The 26,540-nt window shown below is 73.2% G+C and carries 22 protein-coding genes; 2 read left to right on the top strand and 20 right to left on the bottom strand.

From position 1 onward, the window contains the following. Positions 1 to 116 precede the first annotated feature (116 nt). The 4 genes from pcaB to ACFYW7_RS33900 form a co-directional block, all read right to left on the bottom strand. Positions 117 to 1,532, bottom strand: a complete 1,416-nt coding sequence (pcaB, locus tag ACFYW7_RS33915; RefSeq protein ID WP_389509536.1) for a 3-carboxy-cis,cis-muconate cycloisomerase — start codon at positions 1,530 to 1,532, stop codon at positions 117 to 119. After that, positions 1,529 to 3,556: an FAD/NAD(P)-binding protein gene (locus ACFYW7_RS33910; protein ID WP_389509533.1), complete on the bottom strand. Its 2,028-nt coding sequence runs from the start codon at positions 3,554 to 3,556 to the stop codon at positions 1,529 to 1,531. The genes pcaB and ACFYW7_RS33910 overlap by 4 nt, the downstream gene beginning before the upstream one ends. Positions 3,557 to 3,921: 365 nt before the next feature. Next, on the bottom strand, positions 3,922 to 5,394 hold the full coding sequence (locus ACFYW7_RS33905) for an FAD-dependent monooxygenase (RefSeq protein ID WP_389509531.1): 1,473 nt from the start codon (positions 5,392 to 5,394) through the stop codon (positions 3,922 to 3,924). A gap of 124 nt (positions 5,395 to 5,518) precedes the next feature. Further along, on the bottom strand, positions 5,519 to 7,012 hold the full coding sequence (locus ACFYW7_RS33900; protein WP_389509529.1) for an FAD-dependent monooxygenase: 1,494 nt from the start codon (positions 7,010 to 7,012) through the stop codon (positions 5,519 to 5,521). A 621-nt stretch (positions 7,013 to 7,633) separates the two neighbouring features. On the opposite strand from ACFYW7_RS33900, the gene ACFYW7_RS33895 reads away from it, so the two are divergent. Next, positions 7,634 to 8,716 carry a methyltransferase gene (locus ACFYW7_RS33895; protein ID WP_389509527.1) on the top strand — a complete coding sequence of 361 codons (1,083 nt, stop codon included), beginning with the start codon at positions 7,634 to 7,636 and terminating at the stop codon, positions 8,714 to 8,716. A 146-nt stretch (positions 8,717 to 8,862) separates the two neighbouring features. On the opposite strand, the gene ACFYW7_RS33890 is transcribed toward ACFYW7_RS33895, so the two are convergent. The 10 genes from ACFYW7_RS33890 to ACFYW7_RS33845 all read right to left on the bottom strand — a co-directional run bounded on the left by ACFYW7_RS33890 (position 8,863) and on the right by ACFYW7_RS33845 (position 19,507). Beyond that, positions 8,863 to 10,383, bottom strand: coding sequence for an FAD-dependent monooxygenase (locus tag ACFYW7_RS33890; protein WP_389509525.1), 1,521 nt, complete (start codon positions 10,381 to 10,383; stop codon positions 8,863 to 8,865). Between the two features lie 127 nt (positions 10,384 to 10,510). Then, positions 10,511 to 12,037, bottom strand: a complete 1,527-nt coding sequence (locus tag ACFYW7_RS33885; RefSeq protein WP_389509523.1) for an FAD-dependent oxidoreductase — start codon at positions 12,035 to 12,037, stop codon at positions 10,511 to 10,513. A gap of 2 nt (positions 12,038 to 12,039) precedes the next feature. Further along, a complete protein-coding gene (locus ACFYW7_RS33880) occupies positions 12,040 to 12,984 on the bottom strand; it encodes an aromatase/cyclase (RefSeq protein ID WP_389509520.1) in 945 nt (314 codons plus the stop codon). Between the two features lie 100 nt (positions 12,985 to 13,084). After that, a complete protein-coding gene (gene fabG, locus ACFYW7_RS33875) occupies positions 13,085 to 13,873 on the bottom strand; it encodes a 3-oxoacyl-ACP reductase FabG (RefSeq protein ID WP_389509518.1) in 789 nt (262 codons plus the stop codon). 12 nt (positions 13,874 to 13,885) lie between these two features. Beyond that, the gene (locus ACFYW7_RS33870) at positions 13,886 to 14,155 is read right to left on the bottom strand and encodes an acyl carrier protein (protein WP_389509516.1); all 270 of its coding nucleotides are present in this window, start codon (positions 14,153 to 14,155) and stop codon (positions 13,886 to 13,888) included. 63 nt (positions 14,156 to 14,218) lie between these two features. Beyond that, the gene (locus tag ACFYW7_RS33865; RefSeq protein WP_389509514.1) at positions 14,219 to 15,433 is read right to left on the bottom strand and encodes a ketosynthase chain-length factor; all 1,215 of its coding nucleotides are present in this window, start codon (positions 15,431 to 15,433) and stop codon (positions 14,219 to 14,221) included. Then, positions 15,430 to 16,701, bottom strand: a complete 1,272-nt coding sequence (locus ACFYW7_RS33860) for a beta-ketoacyl-[acyl-carrier-protein] synthase family protein (RefSeq protein WP_389509512.1) — start codon at positions 16,699 to 16,701, stop codon at positions 15,430 to 15,432. Before ACFYW7_RS33860 ends, ACFYW7_RS33865 begins: the two co-directional genes overlap by 4 nt. Continuing rightward, the gene (locus ACFYW7_RS33855) at positions 16,698 to 17,027 is read right to left on the bottom strand and encodes a TcmI family type II polyketide cyclase (protein ID WP_389509510.1); all 330 of its coding nucleotides are present in this window, start codon (positions 17,025 to 17,027) and stop codon (positions 16,698 to 16,700) included. Before ACFYW7_RS33855 ends, ACFYW7_RS33860 begins: the two co-directional genes overlap by 4 nt. Before the next feature lie 258 nt (positions 17,028 to 17,285). Beyond that, on the bottom strand, positions 17,286 to 17,984 hold the full coding sequence (locus ACFYW7_RS33850) for an antibiotic biosynthesis monooxygenase family protein (protein WP_389509508.1): 699 nt from the start codon (positions 17,982 to 17,984) through the stop codon (positions 17,286 to 17,288). 50 nt (positions 17,985 to 18,034) lie between these two features. Then, a complete protein-coding gene (locus ACFYW7_RS33845) occupies positions 18,035 to 19,507 on the bottom strand; it encodes an FAD-dependent monooxygenase (protein ID WP_389509506.1) in 1,473 nt (490 codons plus the stop codon). Between the two features lie 166 nt (positions 19,508 to 19,673). Here ACFYW7_RS33845 and ACFYW7_RS33840 point away from each other — a divergent pair, with 166 nt between their 5' ends. Continuing rightward, complete coding sequence (locus ACFYW7_RS33840; protein WP_389509504.1) at positions 19,674 to 20,144, top strand: nuclear transport factor 2 family protein; 471 nt, start codon at positions 19,674 to 19,676, stop codon at positions 20,142 to 20,144. An 89-nt stretch (positions 20,145 to 20,233) separates the two neighbouring features. Here the strand turns inward: ACFYW7_RS33840 and ACFYW7_RS33835 are convergent, their stop codons facing one another. The 6 genes from ACFYW7_RS33835 to ACFYW7_RS33810 all read right to left on the bottom strand — a co-directional run bounded on the left by ACFYW7_RS33835 (position 20,234) and on the right by ACFYW7_RS33810 (position 26,529). Beyond that, positions 20,234 to 20,653: a pyridoxamine 5'-phosphate oxidase family protein gene (locus ACFYW7_RS33835; protein ID WP_389509502.1), complete on the bottom strand. Its 420-nt coding sequence runs from the start codon at positions 20,651 to 20,653 to the stop codon at positions 20,234 to 20,236. A gap of 298 nt (positions 20,654 to 20,951) precedes the next feature. After that, positions 20,952 to 21,110: a hypothetical protein gene (locus ACFYW7_RS33830; RefSeq protein WP_389509500.1), complete on the bottom strand. Its 159-nt coding sequence runs from the start codon at positions 21,108 to 21,110 to the stop codon at positions 20,952 to 20,954. A gap of 34 nt (positions 21,111 to 21,144) precedes the next feature. Continuing rightward, entirely contained in the window at positions 21,145 to 22,632 is a 1,488-nt protein-coding gene (locus tag ACFYW7_RS33825) for a condensation domain-containing protein (RefSeq protein WP_389509498.1), read from the bottom strand. Positions 22,633 to 22,827: 195 nt separating this feature from the next. After that, a complete protein-coding gene (locus ACFYW7_RS33820; RefSeq protein ID WP_389509496.1) occupies positions 22,828 to 23,649 on the bottom strand; it encodes a 4'-phosphopantetheinyl transferase family protein in 822 nt (273 codons plus the stop codon). Between the two features lie 136 nt (positions 23,650 to 23,785). Further along, a complete protein-coding gene (locus ACFYW7_RS33815; RefSeq protein ID WP_389509494.1) occupies positions 23,786 to 25,576 on the bottom strand; it encodes an acyl-CoA dehydrogenase in 1,791 nt (596 codons plus the stop codon). Further along, positions 25,573 to 26,529 carry an aromatase/cyclase gene (locus ACFYW7_RS33810; protein WP_389509491.1) on the bottom strand — a complete coding sequence of 319 codons (957 nt, stop codon included), beginning with the start codon at positions 26,527 to 26,529 and terminating at the stop codon, positions 25,573 to 25,575. Before ACFYW7_RS33810 ends, ACFYW7_RS33815 begins: the two co-directional genes overlap by 4 nt. Positions 26,530 to 26,540 lie beyond the last annotated feature (11 nt).

Raw genomic sequence — 26,540 nt, 5'->3', positions numbered from 1 at the left:
CCGTGGAGCGGATTCTCCGGTACCAGAGGTCCGGGATCCGCGCTGCTCCTGCGTCGTTTCGACCGTCCAGGAGGAACAGCCGGGCGCGGGGCGGGCGGGACCGTGCGGACAGTCCCTCAGGTATCGGCGTCGAAGCGGCCGAGGGCCAGCGCCCGGTCGACCAGCGGCCCGGCCGCACCGGTGTAACCGGCCGGGTCGAGCAGCGCGGTCAGTTCCGCGGGCGTGAGCACCCCCCGCAGCGCGTCGGACTCCGCCAGCACGGCGGCCAGCGGGCGGGCCGTCCGGGCCGACTGCAGCGACGCCCGCGTCAGCAGTTCCTTCGCGGCCACCTTGCCCAGCCTCGGGGCGAGCACGGCGGAGACGCGCTCGGAGACGAGCCGCCCGCCGGTGGCCTCCAGGTTGGCCGCCATCCGCTCGGGGCGCACGGTGAGCCCGCGGACCAGCTCCACGGCGGTGTGCGCGGCCCCGCCGGTCAGCCGCAGCGCCTCGCGCAGCGGCTGCCACTCGGCGTGCCAGACCCCCGCCGACCGCTCGTCCTCGTGCGGCAGGCACTGCACGAGGACGGCGGCCAGCGCCGGGACCTGGAGGGCGGCGGAGCGGATCAGCGTCGAGAGCACCGGGTTGCGCTTGTGCGGCATCGCCGAGGAGGCGCCCCGCCCGGCCACCGCCGGCTCGGCCAGCTCCCCGATCTCGGTGCGGGCCAGAACCAGCACGTCGACGGCGATCTTCCCCAGTGCCCCGGTGGTGTGCGCGAGGGCCGCGCCCAGGTCGGCGACCGGCGTGCGCAGCGCGTGCCAGGGCAGCACCGGTGCGGCCAGCCCGGTCTCGTCCGCGAAGGCGTCCACCAGCTCGGCCAGGACGGTCGCCGCCTCGGCGCCGTCGCCCGCGTACTGGAGGTAGCCGGCCAGGGTGCCGGCCGCGCCGCCCAAGGAGACCGGCAGGCCGCCCTCGGCCAGCCGCTCCAGGCGCTCGATGGATTCCAGGACCAGCTGGCGCCAGCCCGCCGCCTTCAGCCCGAAGGTGGTGGGTACGGCGTGCAGGGCGAGGGTGCGTCCCGCCATCGCCGTGTCCCGGTGGTCGGCCGCCAGGCCGGCGAGGGCGTCGGCCACCGTCCTGAGGTCCGCGACGATCAGCCGCAGGGCCCGGGTGGCCACCAGCATCGCGCCGGTGTCGAAGACGTCCTGGCTGGTGGAGCCGCGGTGCACGTACTCGGCCGCCTCCGGTGAGCGGGCCGCGACCCGCGCGGTGAGGGCCGCGACCAGGCCCACCACCGGATTGGCGGTCTCCCGCGAGGCCAGCGCCAGCTCCCTGGTGTCGAAGTCCGAGGCCCGGGCGGCGGCGGTGATCGCGGCGGCCGCCGCCGGCGGGACCGTGCCGCACCGCGCCTGGGCGCGGGCCAGCGCGGCCTCGGCGTCGAGCATCGCCTGGACCCAGCTGCCGTCGGCGACGGCAGCCTCGACGGGCGTGCCGGCCCGGACCGGGGACAGCAGCCCCGTGTCCGGGCCCGCGGTGCGGACGGCGACCCGGTTCACGCAACCGCTCCCGCACCCGCGTTGCCGGACATCGCCGGCCCCGCCGCGGCCTGCGGCGTCCCGGGCAGCCGCAGCGCGGGGCGCGGCTCCGGCAGCGCCAGCACCGCCGCCGCGATGGCGTCGGAGTCCTCCAGCGTCACCGAGCCCACGCCCGGCCGGATGCCGGCCGCGGTCACCCAGTGCACGCCCTCGGTGGGCACCCCGTACGCGAACCGTCTGAGGTGCGGCACCCCCTGCCCCTGGAGCAGGTGGTACGGGCGCTGCGAGACGGCCAGGCCTCCGGTCTCGTAGGACGAGCCGTCCGCGCCCGCGATGCGGTGGATCCGGGCCTGACCGGTGCTCAGCAGCCGGTCCATGAGCGGATCGGCGGTGCGCCGCACGTCGATCTCCGGCAGTCGGGCCTCGATCAGCACCGTGGCCCGCACCCGCAGGTCGGCCAGGTCCGGGGAGGTGCCGACGAAGGCCGCGCCCGCGGGGTCGAGGGGGTCGGTGGCCACCCGCAGCCCCGGACCGGTCACGTCGAGGATGCCCGCGTCGATCAGGGCGGCCATCTCCTCGATGCGGGAGGCCGGCGGGCCGATCGACAGGTAGGCGTTGAGCGGCGTGTACCAGCGGTCGAGTTCGTCGCGGTGCGAGTCGGCGTCGAGGCCGCCGTGGTCGATGGCCAGGCGCAGCTCGTTGCGCAGGTCCCGCAGCAGGTCCAGGGCCGCCTTGAACGGGCCGCCGACGTTGCCCTCCCGGGCCCGGCGCACGTCCTCGTCGAGGTAGCCGCGCAGCCAGCCGCGGAAGGAGGCCAGGTCCCGCAGGACCTGCTTGTCGTACGGCCGGGCGACCGTGTCCCAGTCCCAGCGTTCGCCGTTGCCGATACCGGCCGCGCCGAGCAGCAGGTCCTCGGCCTCGTCGTCCGCTGCCTGCAGGAACGCCTCTGCGAAGGCGGCCACCGCGGCCGGCTCCGCGCGCTGCGCGAGGAGCGTCTCGTAGTAGAGGGTGCGTACTTCCTTGGAGATCAGCGGCCACAGTTCGGTGCCGAAGCGGATCGGCTCCCCGCCCCGTGCCCGGGCGCGCAGGGACGCCACGAAATCGGTGGTCAGCAGCCGCGGGTGGTGGCGGCCGTGCGCGCCCTTCTCGTTCTCGCCGCGCGCCTGGTACGGCACGCCGCGGCGGGAGCCCGCGTACAGCCGCGGCTCGCGGCCCGAGGGGCGGTACACCAGGCGGCCGTCGACGCGTTCGAACAGCCCGCCGCGGGCGTGCGTGAACAGCGCCATGTAGTCGAAGAAGTTCAGGCCCAGGCCGCGCAGCAGCACCGTCTCGCCGGGGGCGACGGCGGACAGGTCGACGTCCGCCGGGTTGCTCGGCGCGATGTAGGTCAGTGCGTGCCGGGCGGCGTACGCGGCGAACTCCCGCTCCCCGTCGGTCGGCCGCACCTGCACGTGGCCCTGCGCGAGCACCACCGCGCCCAGGCCCGTCAGCCGGGTGCCGTCCTCCAGGAGCACGGTCTGCGCCCCGCCGGGGCCCGTGCCGGGCTCGGCGTCCTCCAGGGCCACGGCGCGCGAGGCGTGCACACGGACGGTGGTGTTCGTGGACGCGCTCGCGGTGACCCGGCCGAACACCCAGGTCAGGTACTGGCCGTACAACGCGCGGGTGGGGTAGGTGTCCGGCCCCAGGTCCCGGGCCTCGGCGAGGGTCTCGTCGTCGTACGGCGTGCCCGTTCCGGGCGTCAGGGCGCTGGGGCCCAGCGCCTTGGCCCACTGGTAAAGGCTCGGGCCTTCCTCCAGCGGCCCTTCGATGGCCACACTGGCGTCGGTGTAGACCGTGACCTGGCAGGAGACGGTGTTCATCAGGAGGTGCCGGGACTGGGAGGGCCGCCAGACCCGGCCGGAGCCCGGTGGGTCCGGTTCCACGATGTGCACGGTCAGCCGGTCCCAGCGGGGGGACTTCCGCTCCTGCGCACAGAGTCGTTCCAGTACGGACAGCCCGCGGGGTCCGGCGCCGACAAGGCACACTTCCATACGTCCGCTAGTCACGAAGCACTCCGCTCAGGAGACGGGGGACGGCTGGACCGCGGGGCCGACGCGTCGGCCCCGCCGGTGTGCCTGCCCGGCCTGCCCCGGGGGTCAGGGTGGTGTCCGCCAACGGTCGGTCCCGCCGCTCAACCAGTGCTCGGATCCGGGTGGAAGACCGGTCCTGGACCGGTCTCGGACGCCGTCCGGGCCGGTCGGGCACGCGGACGGGCGCCGTGACACGCGAGGAACACCCCTCGCGTGGAGCGGGGGGTGCTCTCGGGCCGGGCCGGGGCCGCGCCTGGGTGCCGGGGCCGCCTGGGTGCCGGGGCCGCGCCGGGGCCGCCGCCTCCAGCGTGCAGACGGCGGATCGCCGCCGGAGAACTCGCTCAGACGGCTCCGAACCAGCGCTCCAACGCCTCGTGCGGGCCGGCCTCGTCGGGGGCGGCCCAGGCGATGTAGCCATCGGGGCGGACCAGCAGCGCGTGCGGGGCGTCCGGTGCGATCTGCTCGCCCTGGGCCCAGTCGCCGGTGACCGTGTCCACCCGGTCGCCCCAGCGCGCCGCGGTGGCGCGCAGCGCGTCGGAGTCGGCCGCCGCGGGGGTCACGAACAGCACGCCGCGGGCCGGCTTGAGCAGGTCCCGCACGGTGGCGGGGCTGCCGTCGGTGAGCTTGAGCGGGGTGTCGGGGCGCAGCCGCAGGCCGAGCCGCGGGTGGCTGCCGGGGCCGACGTCGTAGCGCACGTCGAGGCCGGAGACCTGGCCGGCCAGGTGGCGGGCCACCGCGGCGTCCTGGACGAGTTCCTGCATGACCGCGCGCAGCGGTTCCATCTCCTCGCCGGAGAGGTAGAGCTTGGTCTGGGCGCGGGTGTTGCGCATGAGCAGCTCCCCGACCGGGTGCCGCTCGGACTGGAAGGTGTCGAGCAGTCCCTGGGGCGCCCAGCCGTTGATGGTGGCCGCCAGTTTCCAGCCGAGGTTGACCGCGTCCTGCACGCCCACGCTCATGCCCTGCGCGCCGGCCGGCATGTGGATGTGGGTGGCGTCGCCGGCCAGGAGGATCCGGCCCTTGCGGTACTGGGCGGCCTGGCGGGTGGTGTCGGTGAAGGAGCTGACCCAGCGGACCTCGGCGTCGTGCAGGCGCTCGCCGGTCATGTCCTGCCAGGCGTCGGCGATGGTCTCGAAGGTGAGGCCGCTCTTGTCCTCCGGCGGCCGCAGCGATTCGTTGTGGATGACGATCCGGTGGACGCCGTCCTCCAGGTCGAAGGCCATGACCATGCCGCCGGGCACGCGCTCGCCGATGGGGCGCTGGCGTACGTCCGCCCCGACGATGTCGGCCATGTACATCCCGCGGGTGGGCTCCCAGCCGGGGAAGTCGATGCCGGCGAGTCGGCGGACGATGCTGCGCGCCCCGTCGCAGCCGACCAGGTAGCCGGCGCTCTCCTCGCCGCGGCCGGCGGGGCCCTCATACTCGACGACGACGCCGTCCTCGTTCTCGCGAAAGCCGAGCACCTCGTGTTCGCGGCGGATCTCGACGCCCAGTTCCTTCAGCCAGCCTTCGAGGATCTCCTCGGTGCGGAACTGCGGGATGCCGCGGACGCTGAAGTGGTTGTCGTCCAGTTTGGAGAAGTCGATGTGGACCCCGCCGAAGTGGCCCTGGGCCCATTCGACGTCGCCGAAGCGCTCCAGCAGGCCGCGCTGGTCGAAGACCTCGGCCGCGCGGCGGGTGAAGCCCACGCCGCGGGACTCGCCGCTGGGCGCGGGGAGTTTCTCGAGGACGACGACGTCCACGCCGCCCAGTTTCAGTTCGCCGGCGAGCATCAGCCCGACCGGCCCGGCGCCGACGATGATCGCGCCCTTTGCCATGTCCTACTCCTCAAACATCAGAGCTGCCGCGCAGGGGGCAGCGCCAGGTCGGCGGTGGCCGGCCGAAGAAGACCGGCAGGTACCGGCCGATCGGCTCCGGCCCGGTGCGGGGTGGAGCGGGGTGTCATGCGGCGGGCTGTCGAACGGCCGCGGGCGTCCCGAACCAACGGGTGAGGGCGGCTTCGAGGTCGCCGCCCGCCGGCGCCGCCCAGGCGATGTGGCCGTCGGGGCGGACCAGCACGGACTGTGGGGCGCCCGGGTGGTCGGCCTCCTGGTCGGCCCAGGCGCCGGTGATGACGTCCACGCGGTCGGCCCAGCGGGCGGCGAGTTCGGCCGGGCCGCCGTCCCCGTCCGTGACGATGAGCACGCCGCGGCCCTGGTGCAGGAGTTCGGCGACCTTCGTGCGGCTGCCGTCGGCGCGCTCGACGGCTCGGTGCGGGTCCAGCCGCAGCCCCAGGAAGGGGTGTCCCCCGGCGCCCATGTCGTACTTGATGTGCAGGCCGGAGACGCGGCCCGCGAGCCGCCGGGCGGCCTCGGGCAGGGTGACGAGTTCGCGCACGACGGCGCGCAGTGGCTCCATCTCCTCGCCGGCGAGGTACAGCATCGACATGGAGTGCACGTCGCGCATCAGCTGCTCACCGATCGGGTGGCGCTCGGTGTGGTAGGTGTCGAGCAGGGACTCGGGCGCCCGGTCCCCGAGCACGGCGGCGAGCTTCCACCCGAGGTTGACGGCGTCCTGGAGACCGACGCTGACGCCTTGGGCGCCGAGCGGGGCGTGGTCGTGGGCGGCGTCGCCGGCGAGCAGGACGCGGCCCTTGCGGTACTGGGCGGCCAGGCCGGTGGCGTTGGTCAGGGCGCACATCCAGGAGGCGGAGGCGCCGTGGATGTCCTCGCCGGTCATGCGCTGCCAGGCGTCGGCGAGTTCCGAGAACTCCAGCTCGCCCTCGCCGTGGTGCGGGCGGACGCCGGGCTCGTGGATGACGATGCGGTCCACCCCCGGCTCCAGGGTGACGGACAGCACCATGCCGCCGCCCTCGATGCGCTCGCCGATGGGCCTCATGCGCAGGTCCGCGCCGACGACGTCGGCCAGGTACATGCCGCGGGTGGCCTCGTCGCCGGGGAAGTCGATGTCGGCCAGGATGCGCACGGTGGACTTGCCGCCGTCGCAGCCGATGACGTACGTGCCGGTGGCCTCGGTGTACCCGTCGGGGCCCTGGAAGCCGAGGACCACGCCGTCCTCGGTCTCGGTCAGGGTGGTCAGGTCGTAGCCGCGGCGCACCTCGACGCCGAGCTCGTCGACCCAGCGGCCGAGCATGTCCTCGGTGACGGACTGGGCCAGGCCCATGATGCCGAAGTGGCTCTCGTCCAGGAGGGAGAAGTCGATGCGGATACCGCCGTAGTGGCCCTGCTTGCCCCAGCGGATGTCGCCGAGCCTGCCGAGCAGCCCGCGCTGGTCGAGGACCTCCGCGGTACGGCTGGTGAACCCCAGGCCGCGCGACTCGCCGCTGGGGGCGGGCAGCCTGTCGTAGACGACGACGTCCGCGCCGCCGAGCCGCAGCTCACCCGCGAGCATCAGACCGACCGGCCCGGCGCCCACGATGATCGCGCTCTTTGCCATTTCGATTCCTCCATGCAGACGGTTTGATCCTCAGAAAAGACCAGGGGGGTCGAGGGGCGGTGCAGCGGGACCGCAGGATCGCTCAGGCGATCCTCGAGGTCCGTTTCTCACCCGCGTGAGGCGACTGCCGGTGTGCGGCGGGGCCGCCTGCGGGGCGGTGGGGACGGTGGTCACGGCAGCTTCTTCGGGCCGTGCTCCGTCAGCAGGTGGCGGGCGAAGGCGAGTTCGGCGGCCGTGGCGTCGGCGGGCCGGCCGGGGAGGGTGTTCCGGGGCGGGGTGCGCACGGCGCGCCGGTCTTTGGCGAGGGGGGCTCGGTACGGACGGACACGGACGGCCTCCAGGGGCGTCGGACTGCGCAACGCGGTGCCGGGCCCAGGATGCCGAGTGCCTCGTCCTGAACGAACCGGTCTCCGGTCCACGTCGAGCGGGCGCCGAGCGGTTCTGGGCCAAGGCCGTCCGGGGCCGTGGCGGAACTCCCGGGGCGTGCGAGGCGTCCGCCCCGCTCCAGACAGGTACAAGTCGCTTTCCAGGGCGGGTCCATCCCTCGTCCTTACCGTGGCGGGACGGGTCCCTTCCGGCGGTTGGGACGGAGTTCTCGCTCTTCTGTCATGGAGGAACCACATGTCCGCTGTACCGCCCCCCGAAGTCGTCCGCGCCGCGGAGAAGGCCCGGGCGGACCTGCAGAAGCAGGTCCGGGAGCTGGCCCCGCCCCCGTTCGCCCTGCTCGAACTGGCCATGGGCTCCATGGTGACCCAGGCCCTGTACGCCGCCGCCGAACTGCGCGTGGCCGAGGCGCTGCAGGCCGGTCCGCGACCGATCGAGGACCTGGCCGCCGAGGTCGGCGCGGATGCCGAGGCGCTGGGCCGGGTGCTGCGCCTGCTCGCCTCCCAGGGCGTGTTCACGCGCCAGGACGACGGCCTGTGGGCGCTGACCCCGATGGCCGACGCGCTGCGCGCCGAGCACCCGGTGACGATGCGCGACCTGTGCGTGCTGATGGGCCACCCGACGCACTGGGACGACTGGAGCGGTTTCCTGGACTCGGTGCGGACCGGGGAGCCGAGCCTGCCGAAGCGGCGCGGCATGGGCGCCTTCGAATACCTCACGCGCAATCCGGAATACGGTGCGGTGTTCATCGGCGGGATGGGCAACATGTCCTCCACCGAGACCGCACCGGTCGTCGCCGCGTACGACTTCTCGCAGTTCGGCACGGTCCTGGACTTCTGCGGAGCCGACGGCGGGCTGCTGGCCGGCATCCTCAACAGCGCGCCCGACACCAAGGGCATCCTCTCGGACCCGCGCATCGCCGTGAACGGCGCTGCTCAGTTCCTGGCGGCGCAGGGTGTCGCGGACCGTGTGACCCTGGCCGACGGCGACCTGTTCGAGCCGATGCCGTCGGGTGCGGACGCGTACGTCCTCAAGCACATCGTGCACGACTGGCCGCAGGAGCAGGCCCTGCAGATCCTGCGCAACGTGCGCGCCGCGATCAAGCCGGGCGGCAAGCTGCTGCTGGTGGAGATGGTGGTCCCGGAGGGTGAGGAGCCGCACTCCGGCAAGCTCGTCGACCTGTGGCTGCTGCTGCTCGTGGGCGGCAAGGAGCGCACCCGGTCGCAGTACGCGGAGCTGGTGGCGAAGGCCGGGTTCAGGCTGGAGCGGGTCGTGGAGACCGCTGCGGCCGTCTCGGTCGTGGAGGCCGTCGCGGTCTGACGCGCCGTCCTTGAGCCGCCCCGGTTCCGTGTTTCCCCCGACACGGAGCCGGGGCTTTGCGCGTGCCCGCCCCGTGCGCCGCCCCCGCATGCCGCAGCCCCCGCCCCGCCGTCCGGCGGGGCGGGGGCTGCGGCGCCCCGGGGTGGTCAGGCGGAAGCGGCTCCCAGCCACCGCTCCAGCGCGGCCGCGAGCCCTTGCGCGGGCTCGCCGGCCCAGGCCACGTACCCGTCGGGACGGAGCAGCAGCGCGGGGACGCCGGCCAGTGCGTCCGGGCCGTCGGCCGGCTTGGCGGACACGGTGTGAACGTCGAGGCGGCCCTGCCAGCCGGCTGCCGTACGGCGTGCCCGGGCATCGTCGGCGAAGTCGAGCAGTACGGCCCGGCCCGGGTGCAGCAGTCGCGCGGTGCGCTGTTCGCCGTCGGCGCCGGCCAGCAGCCGCGCCGGCATGCGTCGGCCGACCAGCGGGTGGGCGTCCTCGTCCGCGCCGAGGTCGTAGCGGATGTCGAGGTGGCTGACGGCTCCGGCCAGGTGCCGCTTGACGTCGTCGTACCGGACCAGCTCGCCCAGCAGCTCGCGCAGCGGGTCCGACTCCGCGCCGCCGAGGAAGACGATCCCCTGGGCACGGGTGTTGGCCAGCAGGCGGCGGCCGACCGGCCACCGCTCGGCGTGGTAGGTGTCCAGCAGCGCCGCGGGGGCGTCGCCGCGGACCGCGGCGGCCAGCTTCCAGCCGAGGTTGGCCGCGTCCTGCACGCCGGTGCTCAGGCCCTGGCCGCCGGCCGGCAGGTGGATGTGCGCCGCGTCGCCGGCCACGAACACCCGGCCCCGCCGGTACTCGCGGGCCTGGCGGGTGGCGTTGGTGAAGGAGGACACCCAGTCGGCGCCACCGTGCGAGATGTCCTCGCCGGTGATGCTCTGCCAGGCTTTTGCGACCTCCTCGAAGGTGACGGTCCGCTCGCGGTCGTGCGCCGGCCGGCCGTCGGGGCAGACGATGATGCGGTCCACGCCCTCGGCGAGCGGGGCCGCCATCACCATGCCGTTGCTCAGGCGCTCGCCGAGGAACCGCGGCCGCAGCGAGCAGCCGGTGACGTCGGCGAGGTACATGCCCTGGGTGGCGTCGGTGCCCGGGAACTCGAAGCCGGCCGCCTTGCGGACGCGGCTGGAGCCGCCGTCGGCGCCCACCAGGTACGCGGCGCGCAGCCGTTGCTCGTCGCCCTCGCGTGTACGGACGGTGATCTCGACGTGGTTTCCGTCGAGGAAGCCGTCGGCGAGCGAGACGAACTCCCAGCCGCGCCGGATGTCGGCGCCGAGTTCGGCGGCCCAGCCCTCCAGCACGGCCTCGGTCTGTCCCTGGGGGATGCCGCGGGCGCCGAAGTGGGCGTCCTCAAGGACGGTGAAGTCGAACTGGGCCCCGCCGAAGTGTCCTACGGGGCTGGTGGCGAGGGTCTCGCCCTGGCCGAATCGGGGCAGCAGCCCGCGCTCGTCGAACACCTCCATGGCACGGGCGGTGAAGCCCAGGCCGCGGGACTGTCCGGTGGGCGCCGCCAGTTTCTCGATCACGACGACGCGGGCTCCGCCCAGGCGCAGTTCGCCTGCGAGCATCAGTCCGGTCGGGCCGGCGCCGACGACGATGACGTCGGTGTCCGCCGCTGTCCCTTCGCTCCCTTGCATGGGGTGTCCTTCCTGACAGTGGGGATCACTGGAGAGTGGGTGGTGGGTGGGTGTGCGGCGGGGTGCGGACGTACACGTGGGGACGCACTCGTGGGGGGATCGCGTAGGTGCCCCGGTCCGGGGACGCTCAGGGGGTCGGTGGGCGGGCCGGGCCGAACCAGCGGTCGAGGGCTTCGGCCAGCCCGTCCTCGTCCCGGCCCACCCATGCCACGTGGCCGTCGGGCCGTACGAGAACGGCCCCCGGCTCACCGGGGAGCGAGCCGGGCTCCGGGTCGCCGGCGACCGCGGTGACCCGGTCGGCCCAGCCGGCGGGCACCCGTACGCCGGTCCGGTCCACGTCGAGCAGCAGACCGCCGCGGGCGCGCAGCAGCTCGGCGGTGCTGCCGAGCTCGCGTCCGCCGGACCGTACGAGGGTGTGCGGCAGCCGGGCGCCGAGCAGCGGGTGCGCGGGGCCGGGCACCGGGTAGCGCACGTCGAGTGCGCTGATCGTCCCGGCCAGGTGGGCCCGTACCTCCTCCAGGGCGGTCAGCTCGGCCACCAGCGCGCGCAGCGGCTCCGTCTCGGGGCCGCCGAGCAGCAGCAGGGTCTGGGCCTCGATGTTCGCCAGGACCCGGCGGCCGACCGCGTGCCGCTCCTGGTGGTAGGTGTCCAGGAGGCTCTCGGGAGCCTGTCCGCGCACGGTGAGCGCGAGCTTCCAGCCGAGGTTGAAGGCGTCCTGCAGGCCGAGGTTGAGGGCCTGGCCGCCGACCGGCATCTGCCGGTGGGCGGCGTCCCCCGCGAACAGGACGCGCCCGTGCCGGTAGGAGGCGAGCTGCCGGGAGGCGTCGCCGAAGGAGTTCACCCACAGCGGGGTACCGCCGCTGATGTCCTCTTCGGTGACCCGCTTCCAGACGGTGGCGACCTCCTCGAACGGAGCGTTTGCGGTGCGCGGGCCGGCCGTCGATCCGAACTCGTGGACCATGACGCGGGTGACGCCCTTGTCGTTGCGCCAGGCGATGGCCAGCCCCCGTTCCAGGCGCTGGAAACGCCGGTCGGGGATGTCGATGCCCTCGACGTCGGCGCGCAGCAGTTCCCGGCCGGCGTCGTGGCCGGGGAAGTCCACCCCGGTCAGCCGCCGTACGGTGCTGTCCTCGCCGTCGCAGGCGACCAGGTAGCGGGCGCGCAGCCGCAGGACTCCGTCCCGTCCGAGGGCCTCGGCCTCGACGTACTCGCCGACCTCGCCGGCGGCGACCAGTTCGTGGCCGCACCGGATGTCGACGCCGTGCGAGATCGCCCACTCCTCCAGGACCGCCTCGGTCCTGGTCTGCGGCACCTTCCACTGGCCCGGATGGGTGCTGGGCAGGTTGAGGTCGAGCGGGAGGCCGCCGAAGTGGCCGCGCGGCTCGTGGGGCGGTGTGCCGATGTCGGGCAGCAGTTCGCGCGCGTCGAGGATCTCCATGGTGCGGGCGTGCAGCGTGGAAGCGCGGGACTCGGTGGAGGGGGCCTTGCGTTTCTCGACCACGACCACGTCCACGCCGCCGCGTGCAAGTTCGGCGGCGAGCATCAGCCCGACGGGGCCGGCGCCGACGACCAGGACCTCGGTGCCGAGCCGGTCCGGGCGGCCCGCGCCGTCCGGTGCCGGCTCGGCACCGCCCGTTGCAAGGTCGGGCGCCATGCTCAGGATGCCTTCGACTCGGCGTAGGCCTTCGCGTGCGCGAGGGTGGCGCAGCTGTTGGTGGACAGTGCAGTGTGCACGTACGCGCGGGCGTCGGCGACGGTGGCTTCGTCTCCGAGGATGCGCGCGATGTTCTCCGTGTTGAGGCTGACGGTGTGCTGCGAGGACGCGGTGGTGCCCTCGTCGGTCTCGACGAACGTCCACTCGCCGGTGTGCAGGGTCATCAGGGCCGGCAGGGTGACCTGCTTGTAGGCGATCTTGTCGTGGGGGAAGACCACCCGGTACGACTTGGTGGTGTGCACCGAGCCGTCCTTGGCGCGGGTGTCCATCTCCAGTTCCTGCAGGCCCGGGGTGTCCTCCTCGAGGCGCACCACGGCCACGTGCGGGAGCCGCTCGGCCCACAGCTGGGCCTCGTTGATGAAGTCGAACACGTCCTTGGCGGAGCCCGCGACCTGGACGGTGTCGGTGAAGGAGAAGGTCAGTTCCTCGGTCTGCGCGGCGTGCGCCGCCTCGACGTTGACCTTGAGCGCGGCCAGCTCGGAGGTGCTGTTCTTGTCCACCGCCTGCGCGATCCACAGCAGGTCGTGCGCATCGTCGTTGATGGCGCTGTAGTCGTGCAAGAGCCGGACGCGGGACTCTGCCTCGCCGAGCGGCTCGATGATCCAGGTACCGCTCATGTGCTTGACGGGCTCCGCCGGGACCTCCTGGCGGAAGGTGATGCGCAGGCCGGCCGGGTCCAGGGTGCGGCGCGAGGTCCAGTTCTTCGGCCGGCCGTTGGCGGTCGCCCAGATCCGGATCTTCTCCTCGGCGCCCTGGGCCTCGACCCGGTCCACGTGGATGGTGGGCGGGAAGATGCGCGGCCAGTTGCTGACGTCTGCGAGCAACTGGTACACGGCGGCGGCCGGGGCGCCGACGGTGATCTCGTGCTCGACCTCACGCGTGGTCATGACGGGTTCTCCTCAGGTGGTGTTCGGGGGTGCGTGGGGGCGGGCCCTGCTGGGCGGTGTCCGCAAAGTCCCGCCTGCTCCTCGACTTTGCGGACACGACCTAGAAGTTGCCCAGGCCGCCGCAGACGTTGAGCGCCTGCGAGGTGATGGAGGCGGCGGTGTCCGAGGCCAGGTAGCCGACCAGGCCGGCGACCTCCTGGGGGGTGGAGTAGCGGCCGAGCGGGATCTTCGCCTGGAACTTCTCGAGGATGGCGTCCTCGGAGGTGTCGTAGGCGGCCGCGTAGCCCTGGCGGACCTTCTGGGCCATCGGGGTCTCGACGTACCCGGGGCAGACGGCGTTGACGGTGATGCCGGTGGGGGCCAGCTCGTTGCCCAGCGCCTTGGTGAAACCGACGACGCCGTGTTTGGAGGCGGAGTACGGAGCGCCCAGGACGACGCCCTGCTTGCCCGCGGTGGAGGCGATGTTGATGATCCGGCCGCGGTCCTTGTGCCGCATGCCGCCGGTGCCGAGCACGGCGCGGGTGACGCGGAAGACGCTGTTGAGGTTCGTCTCGATGACGTCCTGCCACAGCTCGTCGGTGATGTCGGCGGTCGGTCCGCCGCCGGACCGGCCGGCGTTGTTGACCACGACGTCGACGGTGCCGAAGCGGTCGACGGCGGCCTGGACGAAGGCGTCCACCGAGGCGGTGTCGCGGACGTCGACGACCGCGCCGTCCACGTCCAGGCCCTCGGCCTGGAGCTCCTTGACGGTGGCGGCGATGTTGTCGGCGCTGCGGGCGCCGATGAACACCTTGTGGTTCTGCGAGGCGAGCAGCCGCGCCGAGGCGAGGCCGATGCCGCTGGTGGCGCCGGTGACGACGGCGACCCTGGGGGTGGCGTGCTGGGTCATGTCCGGATCCCTTCAGGCAGCCGTGGCAGGCGCGAGCTGCATGTTGACGACGTCGATGAAGGTCCGCGGCGTGTGCGCGTCGTTGACGGCCTCCTCGTCGAGGGAGATGCCGCACTCGCGCTCGATGAGGCTGCCGGCCTCCAGCAGGGCGAGGGACTCGTAGCCGAGCACCTCGAATTCGGTGTCGAGGATGTCGCCGTCCAGGTCGACGCCGTCGGCCACGCCCGCGGCCTCCTTCAGGATGCGCTTGAGGTCGTCGAGGGTGAACGCCTTGATGGCCATGGTGGAAGTCCCTTTCCTCAGTGGTGCTGCGTGGGTGGTGGCGTACGTGCGGACGAGGCCGCCCTACTCGGTGGCGCGCACGACCATGGCGGAGTTGAACCCGCCGCTGCCGCGGGCCAGGACCAGCGCGCTGCGCACCGATGCCGGGCGCGGCTGGTCCAGGACCAGGTCGAGCAAGTGGTCCGGGCACGGGTCGACGTGCACGGTGGGCGGGATGACCCCGTCGCGGATGGCGAGGAGGGCGGCGGCCAGGTCCAGCGGGGCCGCGCCCGAGTACAGGCGTCCGGTCATCGTCTTGGGCACGGTCACCGGGACGGCCCGGGCTCCGAAGACGGCGGTGATCGCTTCGGCCTCGATGCGGTCCGGCTCGGGGTCGCCGGCGCCGTCGGCGAAGACGACGTCGATGTCGCCGGGGTCGGCGCCCGCGTCGGCGAGGGCGAGCTCGATGGCCTTGCGCAGGCCCGGGTCGCGGCCGCTGCCGGGCCTGGGGTCCATCGTCGAGCCGTGGCCGGCGATCTCGCCGTAGCTGCGGGCGCCGCGGGCGCGCGCCGCGTCGGCGTCCTCGGTGATGAGGATCGCGCCGCCCTCGCCGGGCACGTAGCCGCGGCAGTCGCGGTCGAAGGGCAGGTAGGCGCGGGCGGGCTCGTCGCTGGTGGACAGCTTGCCGGTGGACAGCTGGGCCACCCAGCCCCACGGGCAGATGGAGGCGTCGACGGCTCCGGTGACGATCAGCGAGGTGCCCTTGCGGATCTGGCGGCGGGCGTGGGCGACGGCGTCGAGGCCGCCGGCTCCCTCGCTGACCACGACGCCGGCCGGGCCCTTCATGCCGTTGCGGATCGAGATCTGGCCGCTGTTGACGGCGTAGAACCAGGCGAAGGACTGGTACGCCGAGACGTACTGGCTGCCCCGGCCCCACAGGTTCTGCAGCTCACCCTGGCCGAACTCGAAGCCGCCCGCGGCCGAGGCCGTGATGACCCCCATGTCGAACCCGGACATCTGCGCGGGGTCGACGTCCGCGTCCTGCAGTGCCCAGTCCGTGGCCACCAGCGCGAGCCGGGTGACCCGGTCGGTCTGCGGCAGGAGGCGGGAGGGCAGATGGTCCTCGGCGACGAAGCCGGGGATCTCGCCCGCCAGGCGGGCGGGGTAACTCGACGGGTCGAAGCGGGTGATCCGGCCGATGCCGTTCTTTCCGCCAAGAGTCGCCGACCAGTAGTCCTTGACACCCAGCCCGTTGGGGGAGGCGATGCCGAGGCCGGTGACCACTACCGACGCGGTCATACGAGATTCCTTTCCGGGCTGGCCAGCACCATGGCGCTCTGGAAGCCGCCGAATCCGCTGCCGACCGTGAGGACCGCGTCGACCAGCTGTTCCCGCGCGGTGACGGGGACGTAGTCGAGGTCGCACTCGGGGTCGGGCGTCGTCAGGTTGGCCGTGGGCGGTACGAGGTCGTACTCCATGGCCAGGGCGGACGCGGCGATCTCGATGGAGCCGATCGCGCCGAGCGAGTGCCCGACCATCGACTTGATGGAGCTGACCGGCGTGCGGTAGGCGTGGTCGCCGAGACTGCGCTTGAAGGCGGCCGTCTCGTGCCGGTCGTTCTGCTTGGTGCCCGAGCCGTGCGCGTTGATGTAGTCGATGGTCCGGGGGTTCATGCGGGCCTCGCCGAGGGCGATGTCGATGGCCTCGGACATTTCCAGGCCGTCGGGGCGCAGGCCCGTCATGTGGTACGCGTTGGAGCGCGTGGCGTAGCCGGCGATCTCGGCGTAGATGTGCGCGCCGCGCTTCTTGGCGCTCTCCAGCTCCTCCAGTACGAAGAAGGCGGTGCCCTCGCCCAGTACGAACCCGTTGCGGGTGCCGTCGAAGGGGCGCGAGGCGCTGTGCGGATCGTCGTGGCGGGGGGTGGTGGCCTTGATGGCATCGAAGCAGGCCATCGTGATCGGGGAGATGGGGGCGTCCGAGGAGCCCGCGATCACCACGTCCGCCGACCCCTCGCGGACCAGCTCGACGGCGTAGCCGACCGAGTCGAGGCCGGAGGTGCAGCCGGTGGAGACCACGGTGGAGGGGCCCTCGGCGCCCACGGCCCAGGCGACCTCGGTGGCGAAGGAGCTCGGCACCATGTGGTCGTAGAGGTGCGGGATGGCGTAGGCGTGGTCGACCAGGTCGAGCCGGCCGCCGTCACTGACGACCCGGTACTCCTCGTCGAGGCTCATCGTGGCGCCGACCGCGGAGCCCACGGTGACACCGATGCGGTGCGGGTCGATCCCGCCCAGCTCGATGCCGCTGTCGGCGACCGCGCCGCGCGAGGCGACCACCGCGAACTGCGCGGTCCGGTCCAGGCGGCGCACCTCCTGCGCGGTCAGCCCGTGGGCGTACGGGTCGAAGTCGATCTCGGCGGCCACCCGGGAGCGGAAGGGGGCGGGGTCGAAGAAGGTGATCCCCCGGGTGGCGGTGCGGCCCTCGCTCAGCAGGTTCCAGAACCTCTCCTTGCCGACACCACCGGGGGCGAGCACCTCGATTCCGGTGATGACGACGCGTCGGCGGGTCATGCGGACGCTTCCCAGTTGTAGAAGCGCGCGGCCATCGCGTCGGCCGGTGAACGCCAGGTCTTGGGGTCGTAGGCCTCGATGAAGGGCTTGAGGTCCTGGCTGATCCCGACGAAGCGCGGGTCGCCCTTCGCCTGCTCGATCAGCTCGCCCCCGTTGTCCTCGTCGAAGTCCTGGAGGTGGAAGTACAGGCCCCGGTACGAGAACAGCTGGCGGCGCCGCGTTCCCATGCGCCGGGGCATGTCCGTCGCGTCGAATTCGGAGAACAGTTTTGCCACATCGGCGGACGAGGTTGCTGCCATCCGGGCGACGATCAACGTGCTGTGCATAAGGTTTGGCTCCTCAGCGTGTGCGCGGGAGAGCGCGGTGCAGACGCGGCCTGTGTGGCGGCCTGAATTCGCCACTGGCTTGACGGTCCCGCCCGGCGATAGCGCGCCGCACGGGGGATTCTCGAATTCCGCCGGAGCGGGTGCACAGCGCGCCTTCTCGTGGACGGGGGGGCACGTACGCGGGACGCCCGGCGCCCTGAGCGGGGTGCCGGGCGTCCGGGGTATTGCGGTGCGTCGCGCCGTAAAAAGCGCGCCGGTTCACTCGCCGGCGGAGCGGGAGTGCACCACGGTGTACGAGTTGATGTACGGGGCGCCGGTGGAGACGGCGCGGATGCGGTTCTGGGCCTCCTTGCGCGCGGCGGACTGCTGCTCCGGGGCCTGGTCGCGGTAGGAGTCGAAGGCCTCCTTGCTGTCCCACTGCGAGTAGGAGACGACGAACTTGCCGTCCAGGCCGCGGGCGCGCAGGCCCTTGAGGACCACGTGCGAGCGGAAGCCGGGGACCTCGGCGAAGAAGTCCTGGCCCTTGCCGAGGGCGTCGATGGCCTCGTCCTGGCCGTCGTCGGTCACGGAGAAGACGCCGAGGACGGTGTAGTCGTCGCGGTGCGGGCCGACCTCGACCCTGCCCTCGAGGGCGCCCGAGGTCAGCGTGTAGGCGACCTCGTTCTGCAGCAGCTTGATCGAGGTGGTGATCTCGCCGAAGACGGGGAGGGTGCGGTGCTTGAACTCCTCGCCCTCGTACCGCCGTTCCAGGTCCTCGCCGCTGCGCCACTGGATGAAGTTGGCGGTGCCCAGGCTGTCGACGCCCGCGTGCACGGTGCTGTTCATCCAGCCGTCGTACGTCGCCGCGTCGACGATCTTCCGCATCTCCTCGATCAGGCTGTCCTGCTTCTCAGGCGTGTCGGTGGTGAAGAGGTTGAGGACGGTCAGGTGTTTGTCCTCAAGGGAGATGAAAGGCATTCTTCTTCGCTTCCTGTGGAGGGTACGGACGGAGCGGGACCAAAAGGCGCTCAGTTGGCGGGACCGAACCAGCGGGTGAGAGCGTCGGTGAGGCCTTGGGAGCCGGCGCCTTCGGGCGCGAGCCAGGCGACGTAGCCGTCGGGGCGGACGAGGATGCCGTCCACCGGGGCGTCGCAGTCGGGCTGGTCGGCGCGGACCGCCTCGACGCGGTCGGCCCAGCCGGCGGCCGCCTCCCTCAGGCCGTGGTCGGCGCCGAGTTCGAGGAGCACGGCGCGGCCGGCGTTCAGCAGCGCGAAGACCGAGGTCTTCTCGCCGTCGACGAGGAGTTCCCTCTCGGGCAGGCGCCGGCCGAGCAGCGGGTGGTCGCCCGCGCCGACGTCGTGGCGGATGTCGAGGCCGGTGACCATGCCGACGAGGTGGCGGCGGACCGATTCGTGGTTCTGTACCAGCTCGGTGAAGACCTCGCGCATCGGGGTGATGTCGTCGCCGCCGAGGTAGAGGATGCGCTGGGCGAGCGTGTTGGTCAGGATCCGGGCCCCGACCGGGTGCCGCTCGGTGTGGTAGGTGTCGAGCAGGCCCTTCGGCGCCCGGCCCTGGATGTCCAGGGCGAGCTTCCAGCCGAGGTTCACCGCGTCCTGGATGCCCGCGCTCATGCCCTGCGCGCCGATGGGCAGGTGGATGTGCGCGGCGTCACCGGCCAGGAGGACCCGGCCGCGCCGGTACGCGGTGGCCTGGCGGCTGTTGTCGGTGGTGGAGCTGACCCACAGCGGCGTGGCGTCGCTGATGTCCTCGCCCGTCAGGCGCTGCCAGGACGCGACCACCTCCTCGAAGGTGATCGCCTCGGGGCTCCTGCGCAGAGGCTCGGCGCTGTCGAAGTAGATGACGCGGCTGCGGTCCGGGCCCATGGGGATGACCATCACCATGCCGCCGGGGACGCGCTCGCCGCTGAAGCGCGGGCGCAGCGGTACACCGGCCACGTCCGCGAAGCGCAGCTCGATGGCCGGCTCGGTACCGGGGAAGTCGATGCCGGCGAGCTTGCGCACGATGCTGCGGGCGCCGTCGCAGCCCACCGCGTAGCGGGCGCGCAGGGTGAGGGTGCCGTCGGCGCCCTGCGCGGTGAGCGTCACGCCCTCGGCGTCCTGGGCCAGGCCGGTGACCTCGACGCCGCGGCGGACCTCGGCGCCCAGTTCGCGCGCCCAGCCGCCGAGGATGCCCTCGGTACGGGCCTGCGGGATGCCGCGGGCGCCGTACGAGCCGCCTTCGAGCACCTGGTAGTCGAGCCCGACGCCGCCGAAGTGGCCGACCGGAATGACGCCGACCTCGCCGAAGCGGGCGATCAGGCCGCGCTGGGCGAATTCCTCGATGGTCCGCGCGGAAAAGCCGAGCGCCCGGGATTCCATAATCGGCTCGGCAAGTTTGTCAAGGATTATCACCGAGGCTCCATTGAGCCTCAACTCGCCCGCGAGCATGAGTCCGGTGGGCCCGGCTCCCACGACAATGGCATCTGCATCAAAGGTGCTCATCCCGCCTCTTCCCACTGGTGTTCGGCCAGTATCACGAGGATCCGGGCGGGGCGTAAAGACGGATCGATACAGACCTTCGACAATCAATGACAGGAAAGCGTCAGCAATGTCAGATCCTTGTCAGGCGGGGTTGCCCGGACGGGACAGACAAGGCGCATTCTCAAGGATGACCTCCACCGAAATCCTCGAGGAATCCGGCACCGCAAGCCTTCTTGTGGCGGCCCTTTTGAACCGCTATCTGGTCTCCCTCGACGACGAAGAACTCGACGACGCCTGGGCGGCGGAGCTGTTCACCCCGGACGCGGTGGTGGCCTTCCCGCCGATGAGCCGGCACGAGGGCGCCGAGGGCATGGCCGGGTTCCACCGCAAGGCCCTGTCGTCCTTCGCCGCCACCCAGCACCTGGGCTCCCCGGCCGTGGTCGTCCTGGACGGGGATCGGGCCGCCCTGCGCGCCAACCTGATCTCCACCCACGTGCACCACCCGCGGCACGTCCCGCCGCAGGGCGTGCTCGCGCCGCTGTTCACCACCGGCACCTTCGTCGACGGCGAGGCCCTGCGCACCCCCGTCGGGTGGCGGCTGGCCCTGCTGTCCTTCCGCCTGCTGTGGGCGGACGGCACTCCCCCGCCCCTCGCGTAGGCGCGCGACACGGGTGAGCGCGCGGCGCAGCCGGGAAGGCTGCCGCCGCGCGCTCGGGTGCCGGGGCCGCGGTGGTGCGCGGGTACCGCTCAGGTGTTGAGGGTCAGTACCCGGTCGACCTCGATCTCGATCACCACCCGGCCGGGCGGGTCCGGCGGCGCCGAGCGGTACCGCTCGGCGTACCGTCTGACTCCCTCGGCCACCCGCCCGGGTTCGCGCACCACCGTGGCGGAGCCCTCCAGCGTGACCCAGGTGAAGCCCTGCACCTGGCAGATCGCCACCCGGCCGCCGGGGTCGGTCAGCAGGTTGCGCGCCTTGCGCGAGGAGGCGACGGTCAGGACCCGGACAAGGCCGGCCGTCCTGTCCCAGGTGAACCGTACGGGCGCCGTGTGCAGCGTCCCGTCGGGCCTGGCGGTGGTGAGCACGCCCACGTGCTCGGGGTCGTTGAGAAACGCCTCGACCGAGGGCGACACCCTCGGTGCGCCGGCGCGCTGCTTCGACAGCGACATCGGGTGATTCCTTCATCTCTCGCCGGTGCTCGACGGCCGCGGCGGGGCCGACGGCGCTGCCGGGCACGGGGGGGGCGGACCCGGCGGTGACCGACCCGCTCCACCGGGCGGCCCGGGTCCGGGCGGGCAGCGTGCAAAAGACCGCTCGGCCGGGGCTGGAGCGGCGCTGTGCGATGGATCGGGTTCCGCCGGGAACCATCCGGTTTCGGCCATGGCCCCCCGGGGGGGGGCGGGCCGACGGGGCGGCCGACGGCCCGATCCGCACCCCGGGTCCGGGGCATGATCCGCCGGACAGGTCCTAGTCGATACCGCGGACGATGGTGGACTCCTCGAGGAACTCCGTGTCGTCCTCGTCCACACCGGCCAGCCGCAGCGGCGGCGCGAGCCCCATCGGGACCAAGCCGAAGAAGAACATCTCGACCTCCCGGAAATCTTGCCTGATGTCGTAGGTGAACATGGGCGGCTCCTTCACGATGAGTCGCCCCACGGTGTCAAGACCCACTAGGGATCCACTCGACGTCGGATCGCTCACCGATCGAGTGAAGGCGCAAGCGGGCCGCGCGCTGAGCGGCGGAGCCGCGCCGCCGGGCGATCCGCGGCGGCTCGTCCCCTTCGAGGACGGCGAGCACCTGGGCGAGCGTCGTCCGGGCGCCGGTGGCGGGCAGTTCGCGCAGCAGCCGCGCGCAGTGGCCGACCAGACGGACCGCGTCGGCTCCGGACATCCGGGACCGGTCGTGCGCGGCGGTCAGCGTCAGCGAGCCGTCGGGCCCGCGCTGCGTGAGCAGGGCCACGGGGAAGGCGGTGTGCGCACCGCTCGCGTGCAGCGGCTCGAGCCGCACGCCGTGGTCGGCCAGATCGGCGCGCAGCTCCCGCGGGGGGCGCGGCACGCTCGCGACGGCCACCAGGCTCGCCAGCAGCGGCCCGCCGCCCGTGGCCCGGCCGGTCCACTCGTGGATCTGCCCGGCGGAGACCCACTCGTACGCCGCCATGTCCAGCGCGCGGTCGCGCAGCGCCGTCAGCAGCCGCCCCAGCCGGTGCGCCGGATCGACCTGGACGGACATCGGCAGGCAGTTGCGCATCGGCGCGGGCAGCCGCTCAACGGCCTCCAGGGCGATGCCGCGCCCCGAAACGGTGACGCCGAACCCGACCTGCGCGGGGCCGCTCAGGCCCGCGCCGCGATACAGCAGCATCGCCCAGACCGCCTGCAGTGCACTGGAGTCGGGCACCGCCTGGGCCGCGGCCCAGCGGTACAGCCGCTCGGCCTCCTGGGCCGACAGGCGCGCCTCGGCGCGGCCGCAGCCGCTCTCCAGGGTGTCCGGGCCGGGCGCGGCGGGCAGCACGGCAGGCGCGCCCTGGGGTACCGTCCGGGTCCAGAACTCCCGTGCCGGGCCCGGGTCCTGGTGCTCCAGCCAGCGGGCCCAGTCGCGGATGTCGGGCCGCCGCTCCCCTCCGGGCAGCGCGCCGCCGGCCAGATAGGCCCGGTAGAACTCGTCCAGGAGGACGAACACGCTCCAGGCGTCCAGCAGTGCGTGGTGGAAGGTGAGCAGCACGCGCGTGGCGGGCGCGGCGGGCGCCGGGTCGTCGACCAGGGTGACCCGCAGCGGTCCGGGGCCGCGCAGGTCGAAGCCGCGCAGCCGGTCGCGTTCCACCAGCTCGTCCCAGTCGACGCCGCCGGCCCGGTGGCGTACGACCTCGAGGGCGGCCCGGTCGTGCAGGACCACGCGCGGCCACGGCTCCCAGTCGACGGCGGCGCGCAGCACCGTCTCCCGGTCGGTGACGGACTGCCAGGCCGCGGTGAACCGCTCGGTGTCCAGCGGTCCGCACCAGCGCCAGGACAGCTGCTCGACGTGGCGTCCGGTGCCGCGGTGCTCCAGTGAGTCCAGCAGCAGGTCGTGCTGCCACCAGGTCAGCGGCAGGGCGGAGTCTGCCTGGCGACCGCCTCGTCCCCGGCCCGCGCGCGGGCGGCTCGGCCTGGCCATGGGGTCGCCCTCCTCCGGTGCGGATCATCGGCTGCGGGGCGCCCGGAACGCCGGAGGACCCGGAGAGCGGGCGCCCGAGGGCGCGGTGCTCCCGGTTCCACTGTGGAGCAACCCGCTGCCGGGGACCTGGCAGGGCGCTGGTACGCCTCGAAGTCCGCCGCAGAGCACCTCGAGCCCCGGCCCCGGGGCCGCGGGTCAGCTCGCGCTCTGGTTCATCGCCGACAGGAACCCCTGGTCGAGCATGGTCCCCACCGATGTGTCGTCCGCGGTGTACAGCCCCGCGTCGTGGCAGGCCGTGCTCAGCAGGTAGCGGCCCATCACCGGATGCGTGGCAAATCCCCACTCCCCCCGGGTCGCCGCGCTGCCGTCCGCGGCGTGCAGCCGTGCGCCCGTCGGGCCGGACTCCTTGAAGCCGAACTCCTTGAAGCCCAGCCGCAGCCCCTGCCCGAGCGCCTTGCTGTACGCCTCCTTGAGGGTCCACAGCTTCAGCGCGTACGGGACCCGCTCCGCCTCCGGCAGACCGGCGATCTCCGCCACCTCGGCCGGGGTCAGGATCTGCGCCTCCAGCAGCTCCAGCCGTACGTTGCGGCCGGCCGGCTCCACGTCCACACCGATCCGGCCTGTGCGGCTCAGTCCGACGGCCATCAGGTCGCCGGTGTGGGACAGGCTCAGTTCGATCTGGTCGAAGCCGCGCAGATAGGGGCGCCCTCCCAGCCGGTAGGCCAGGTCGAGGTACTCCGGCGGGATGCCGAGCGCCGCCGCCGCCGTGTACTTGATGAGCAGCCGGGCGGCCGCGAAGCGGTAGCGCACGGTGGCGTCGGGGGTACGCCGGTAGCGGTCCCAGTCCGGCCCGAGCAGTTCGCGCAGCCGGGGTGTGGTCAGCACGCTGGGCAGCCATTCGCTCCAGGTCGTGTGGACCACCGCGTTGCCGAGCCCGGTCAGGTTCTCCTTCACCCCCTGCCACGGACCGTGCGGCCGCGGCACACGAAGGGGGGCGGCGCATCTCACCTGGTCCATCGTCGTCTCCTGCGGGTAGTGCCGTCCGTCCCGGTCCCGCGGGGCGGACGGCAATCTGGCCGAGGCGTTCGTCCACCGCCCCGACACGTCTTCGGTGCCCCGGCCCGAAGGCGGGCGGGCGAGGTCACCGCACGTCTCAGCCCGCCAGCGCCGTCCCGTACAGGTCCAGGCTCCGCCCCTGTCGGTACCGCTCCAGCACCTCACCGAGCATCGAGCCCACCACGCTCTCGGGAGGGTCGGGCACCACCGCACCCAGCCGCCGCGCGATCCGGCTCAGCGCGAGCACGGCCCAGGCGGGCTCCTCCAGGAACGATCCGGTCCCGGCCTGCCCCTCCCACATGCCCAGTACCGCAGCCGCCGCGAGCACCAGCGCGTACCGGTCGGCCAGCGCGCAGGCCTGCGCGTCGAATCCGGTGCCGCCGGCCGGCGCGCTCAACGCGGCGCACCGCGCCCTCAGCACCCGCAGCTCCGCCACGAACGCCTGCGCGAGCCTGGCCAGCGCCGCGTGCGGCGACCCGTCGGCGTGCCCTGAGCGCCCCTTCGCCAGCCGGCCCGCCGCGCCGACCAGGGTCGCCGTCAGCAGGTCGTCCGTACCGGAGTGCGCGAGGCGCCGGTGGTCGAAGGGGGGCAACGGCGCCCCCGGTTCGAACAGCCCCGCCGGCGGCTCGGGTGTGCGGAACCACGCCGTGCGCGCCAGCGCCGGCAGCTGCGGCACCAGCACCGCCTGGCACACGGCCGTCCCCGCGTGTCCCAGACCGGCCACCGGCAGGTCCCGTACGAGTTTTTGAAAGCCGCCGTGCAGCGGCCCGCGGTCGTACCCGCGGGCGCCGAGCACGGTCGCCAGCTCCTCCAGGTCCTCGCGCAGCAGGTCCGGCATCGTGTACTTGACCGCGGCGGCCAGCAGGTAGGAGTCCTCCGGCAGCAGGCTCATCGCCCGCAGTCCGGTGACGGCCATGCTGTCGCAGGCCAGCAGGTCCGCGAAGACCCCGGCGAGCACCTTCTGCCACCGGCGGGCGGGCCATCCGTCGGGCCGGTTCTCCACGGCCGCGCGCACCGCCTGGCGCAGCACGCTGTCCACGCCGGCCAGCACCACGCCCGGGATCAGACAGTGGCTGATCTGGAAGCTGCGCAGCGCCAGCGACACCCCTTCGCCGACCTCGCCGACCAGCGCCTCGGGTCCCGCGGCCACATCGGCGAATTCGAGTCCGGAGAAGTGGGCGCCGCGCATGCCCGGCATCTCGACCCTGCCCAGCCGGCGCACCTCGCCCGAGGCGGGCGGCCGGGGGCCGAGCAGCAGCACGGAGTGGCTGCGCGGACCCTCCTCGCGCGCGGTGCGCGCGTACACGACGAAGGCCTCGGCGCGGTGGGCGTTGATGACCGTGTCCTTGCGCCCGTTGAGCACCCAGCCGCCGTCCGGGCCGGGCTTCGCCCCGACCTCGTTGCGCAGGATGGCGTTGGCGTGCGCCACCTCGCGGTGCACGATCGTGACCCGGCCGCCGTCCAGGAGGTGTGCGGCCAGCGCCCGGCGCTGCGGCTCGTTGCCCGCGGTCCACACCGCGCAGGCGGCGAAGAGCGAGGTGATGCCGAATCCGTAGCCGAGCGCGAGATCGCGGCGGAACAACGGGCGCAGTACCCGGGCGAGTTCCTCCAGATCGGTGAGCCGGCCGCCGAGGTCGCGGGGGACGAACTCGGCGCCCAGGCCCGCCTCGGCGAGCAGTGCCTCGGTGGCCGCGGGCGCGTCGCGGGCCTCGTCGGCGCGCAGCAGCGCCAGGTGTCCGTGCGGGTTGTCCGGATCGAGGGGGTCGCCGAGGGCCGCCTCCAGCCGGGCGGCGCGCTCGGACGCGGCGGCGGGCGCGGCCTCACCTTCGTCCCGTACGGGGGCGCGGGTGTCCCGTACGGGGGCCGTGGTGTCCTGGACCGCGGTCACAGGACGGGGCTCGAGTCGATGGCGTACTGCGCGGCGTGGCGCATTACGGACAGGCTTGCCTGGCCCATCGCCTCGCGCACGTGCCGGCCGGCGGTCACCGCGTCGGTGCCCTCGCCCAGCACGCTCTCCATGTTCTCCTCGCACAGCAGCACGCTGTGCCGGGCCGTCAGGTTCACCCCTGACTCGTCGGGCTCGATCGACCACTCGCCGGTGTGCGCGGTCAGCAGGGGCGAGGTGCGGGTCTGCTTGTAGCAGATGCGCTGGGTGCCCGGGAAGCAGATGCGCACCGATTCGGTGCTGTGCGCGCCGCCGTCCAGGGACAGGCTGCCCATGGACAGCAGTTGTACCCCCGGCTCGTCCTCGACCAGGTCGGCCCGGTTGACGTGCGGGAGTTCGGCGGGCCAGTCCCGCGCCCGGTACAGGAAGTCGAACATCGGCTCGCCGGGGGCGTTGACCCGTACGGTGTCCTCGAAGGACCACACCAGGTCGTCCAGACGCGTCCAGCGCTCGGCGAGCTCGGCCAGCCGGTCCAGCTGGGCGCGGCTGTTGTCGCGGGTGACCTGCTCGACCCAGGCCACGTCCGCCGGCACGTCTTGGGTGACGGTGAAGGCGTGCTGCAGGGTCACCTTGGAGGCGTACTCCCCCAGCGGCACCACCGTCCACACGCCGCTCATGGACCGTGTGGGCGCGGCGGGCAGGTCATGGGTGAACTCCACGCGCAGCCGCTCCACGTCCAGGTGCCGGCTGGACACCCAGGACTTGACGGTCTCGCCCGCGGTGACCCACATGCGCAGCCGTTCCCGCTGCCCGTCGAAGTCGAGCTGCTCGACATGGACGCAGGGCTGGAAGAACAACGGCCACCGGGTGGCGTCCGCGATCAGCCCGTACATCACTCCGGCCGGGGCCGCCGCGATCACTTCGTGGACCGTGCGGTGCACGCGCGCATCCGACATCTTCCACACCC

It is taken from the genome of Streptomyces sp. NPDC002580, from assembly GCF_042889485.1.
Lineage (GTDB): Bacteria > Actinomycetota > Actinomycetes > Streptomycetales > Streptomycetaceae > Streptomyces.
The sequence above is the reverse complement of the archived record's forward strand: the minus strand, read 5'-3'. Positions and strand labels throughout refer to the sequence as shown.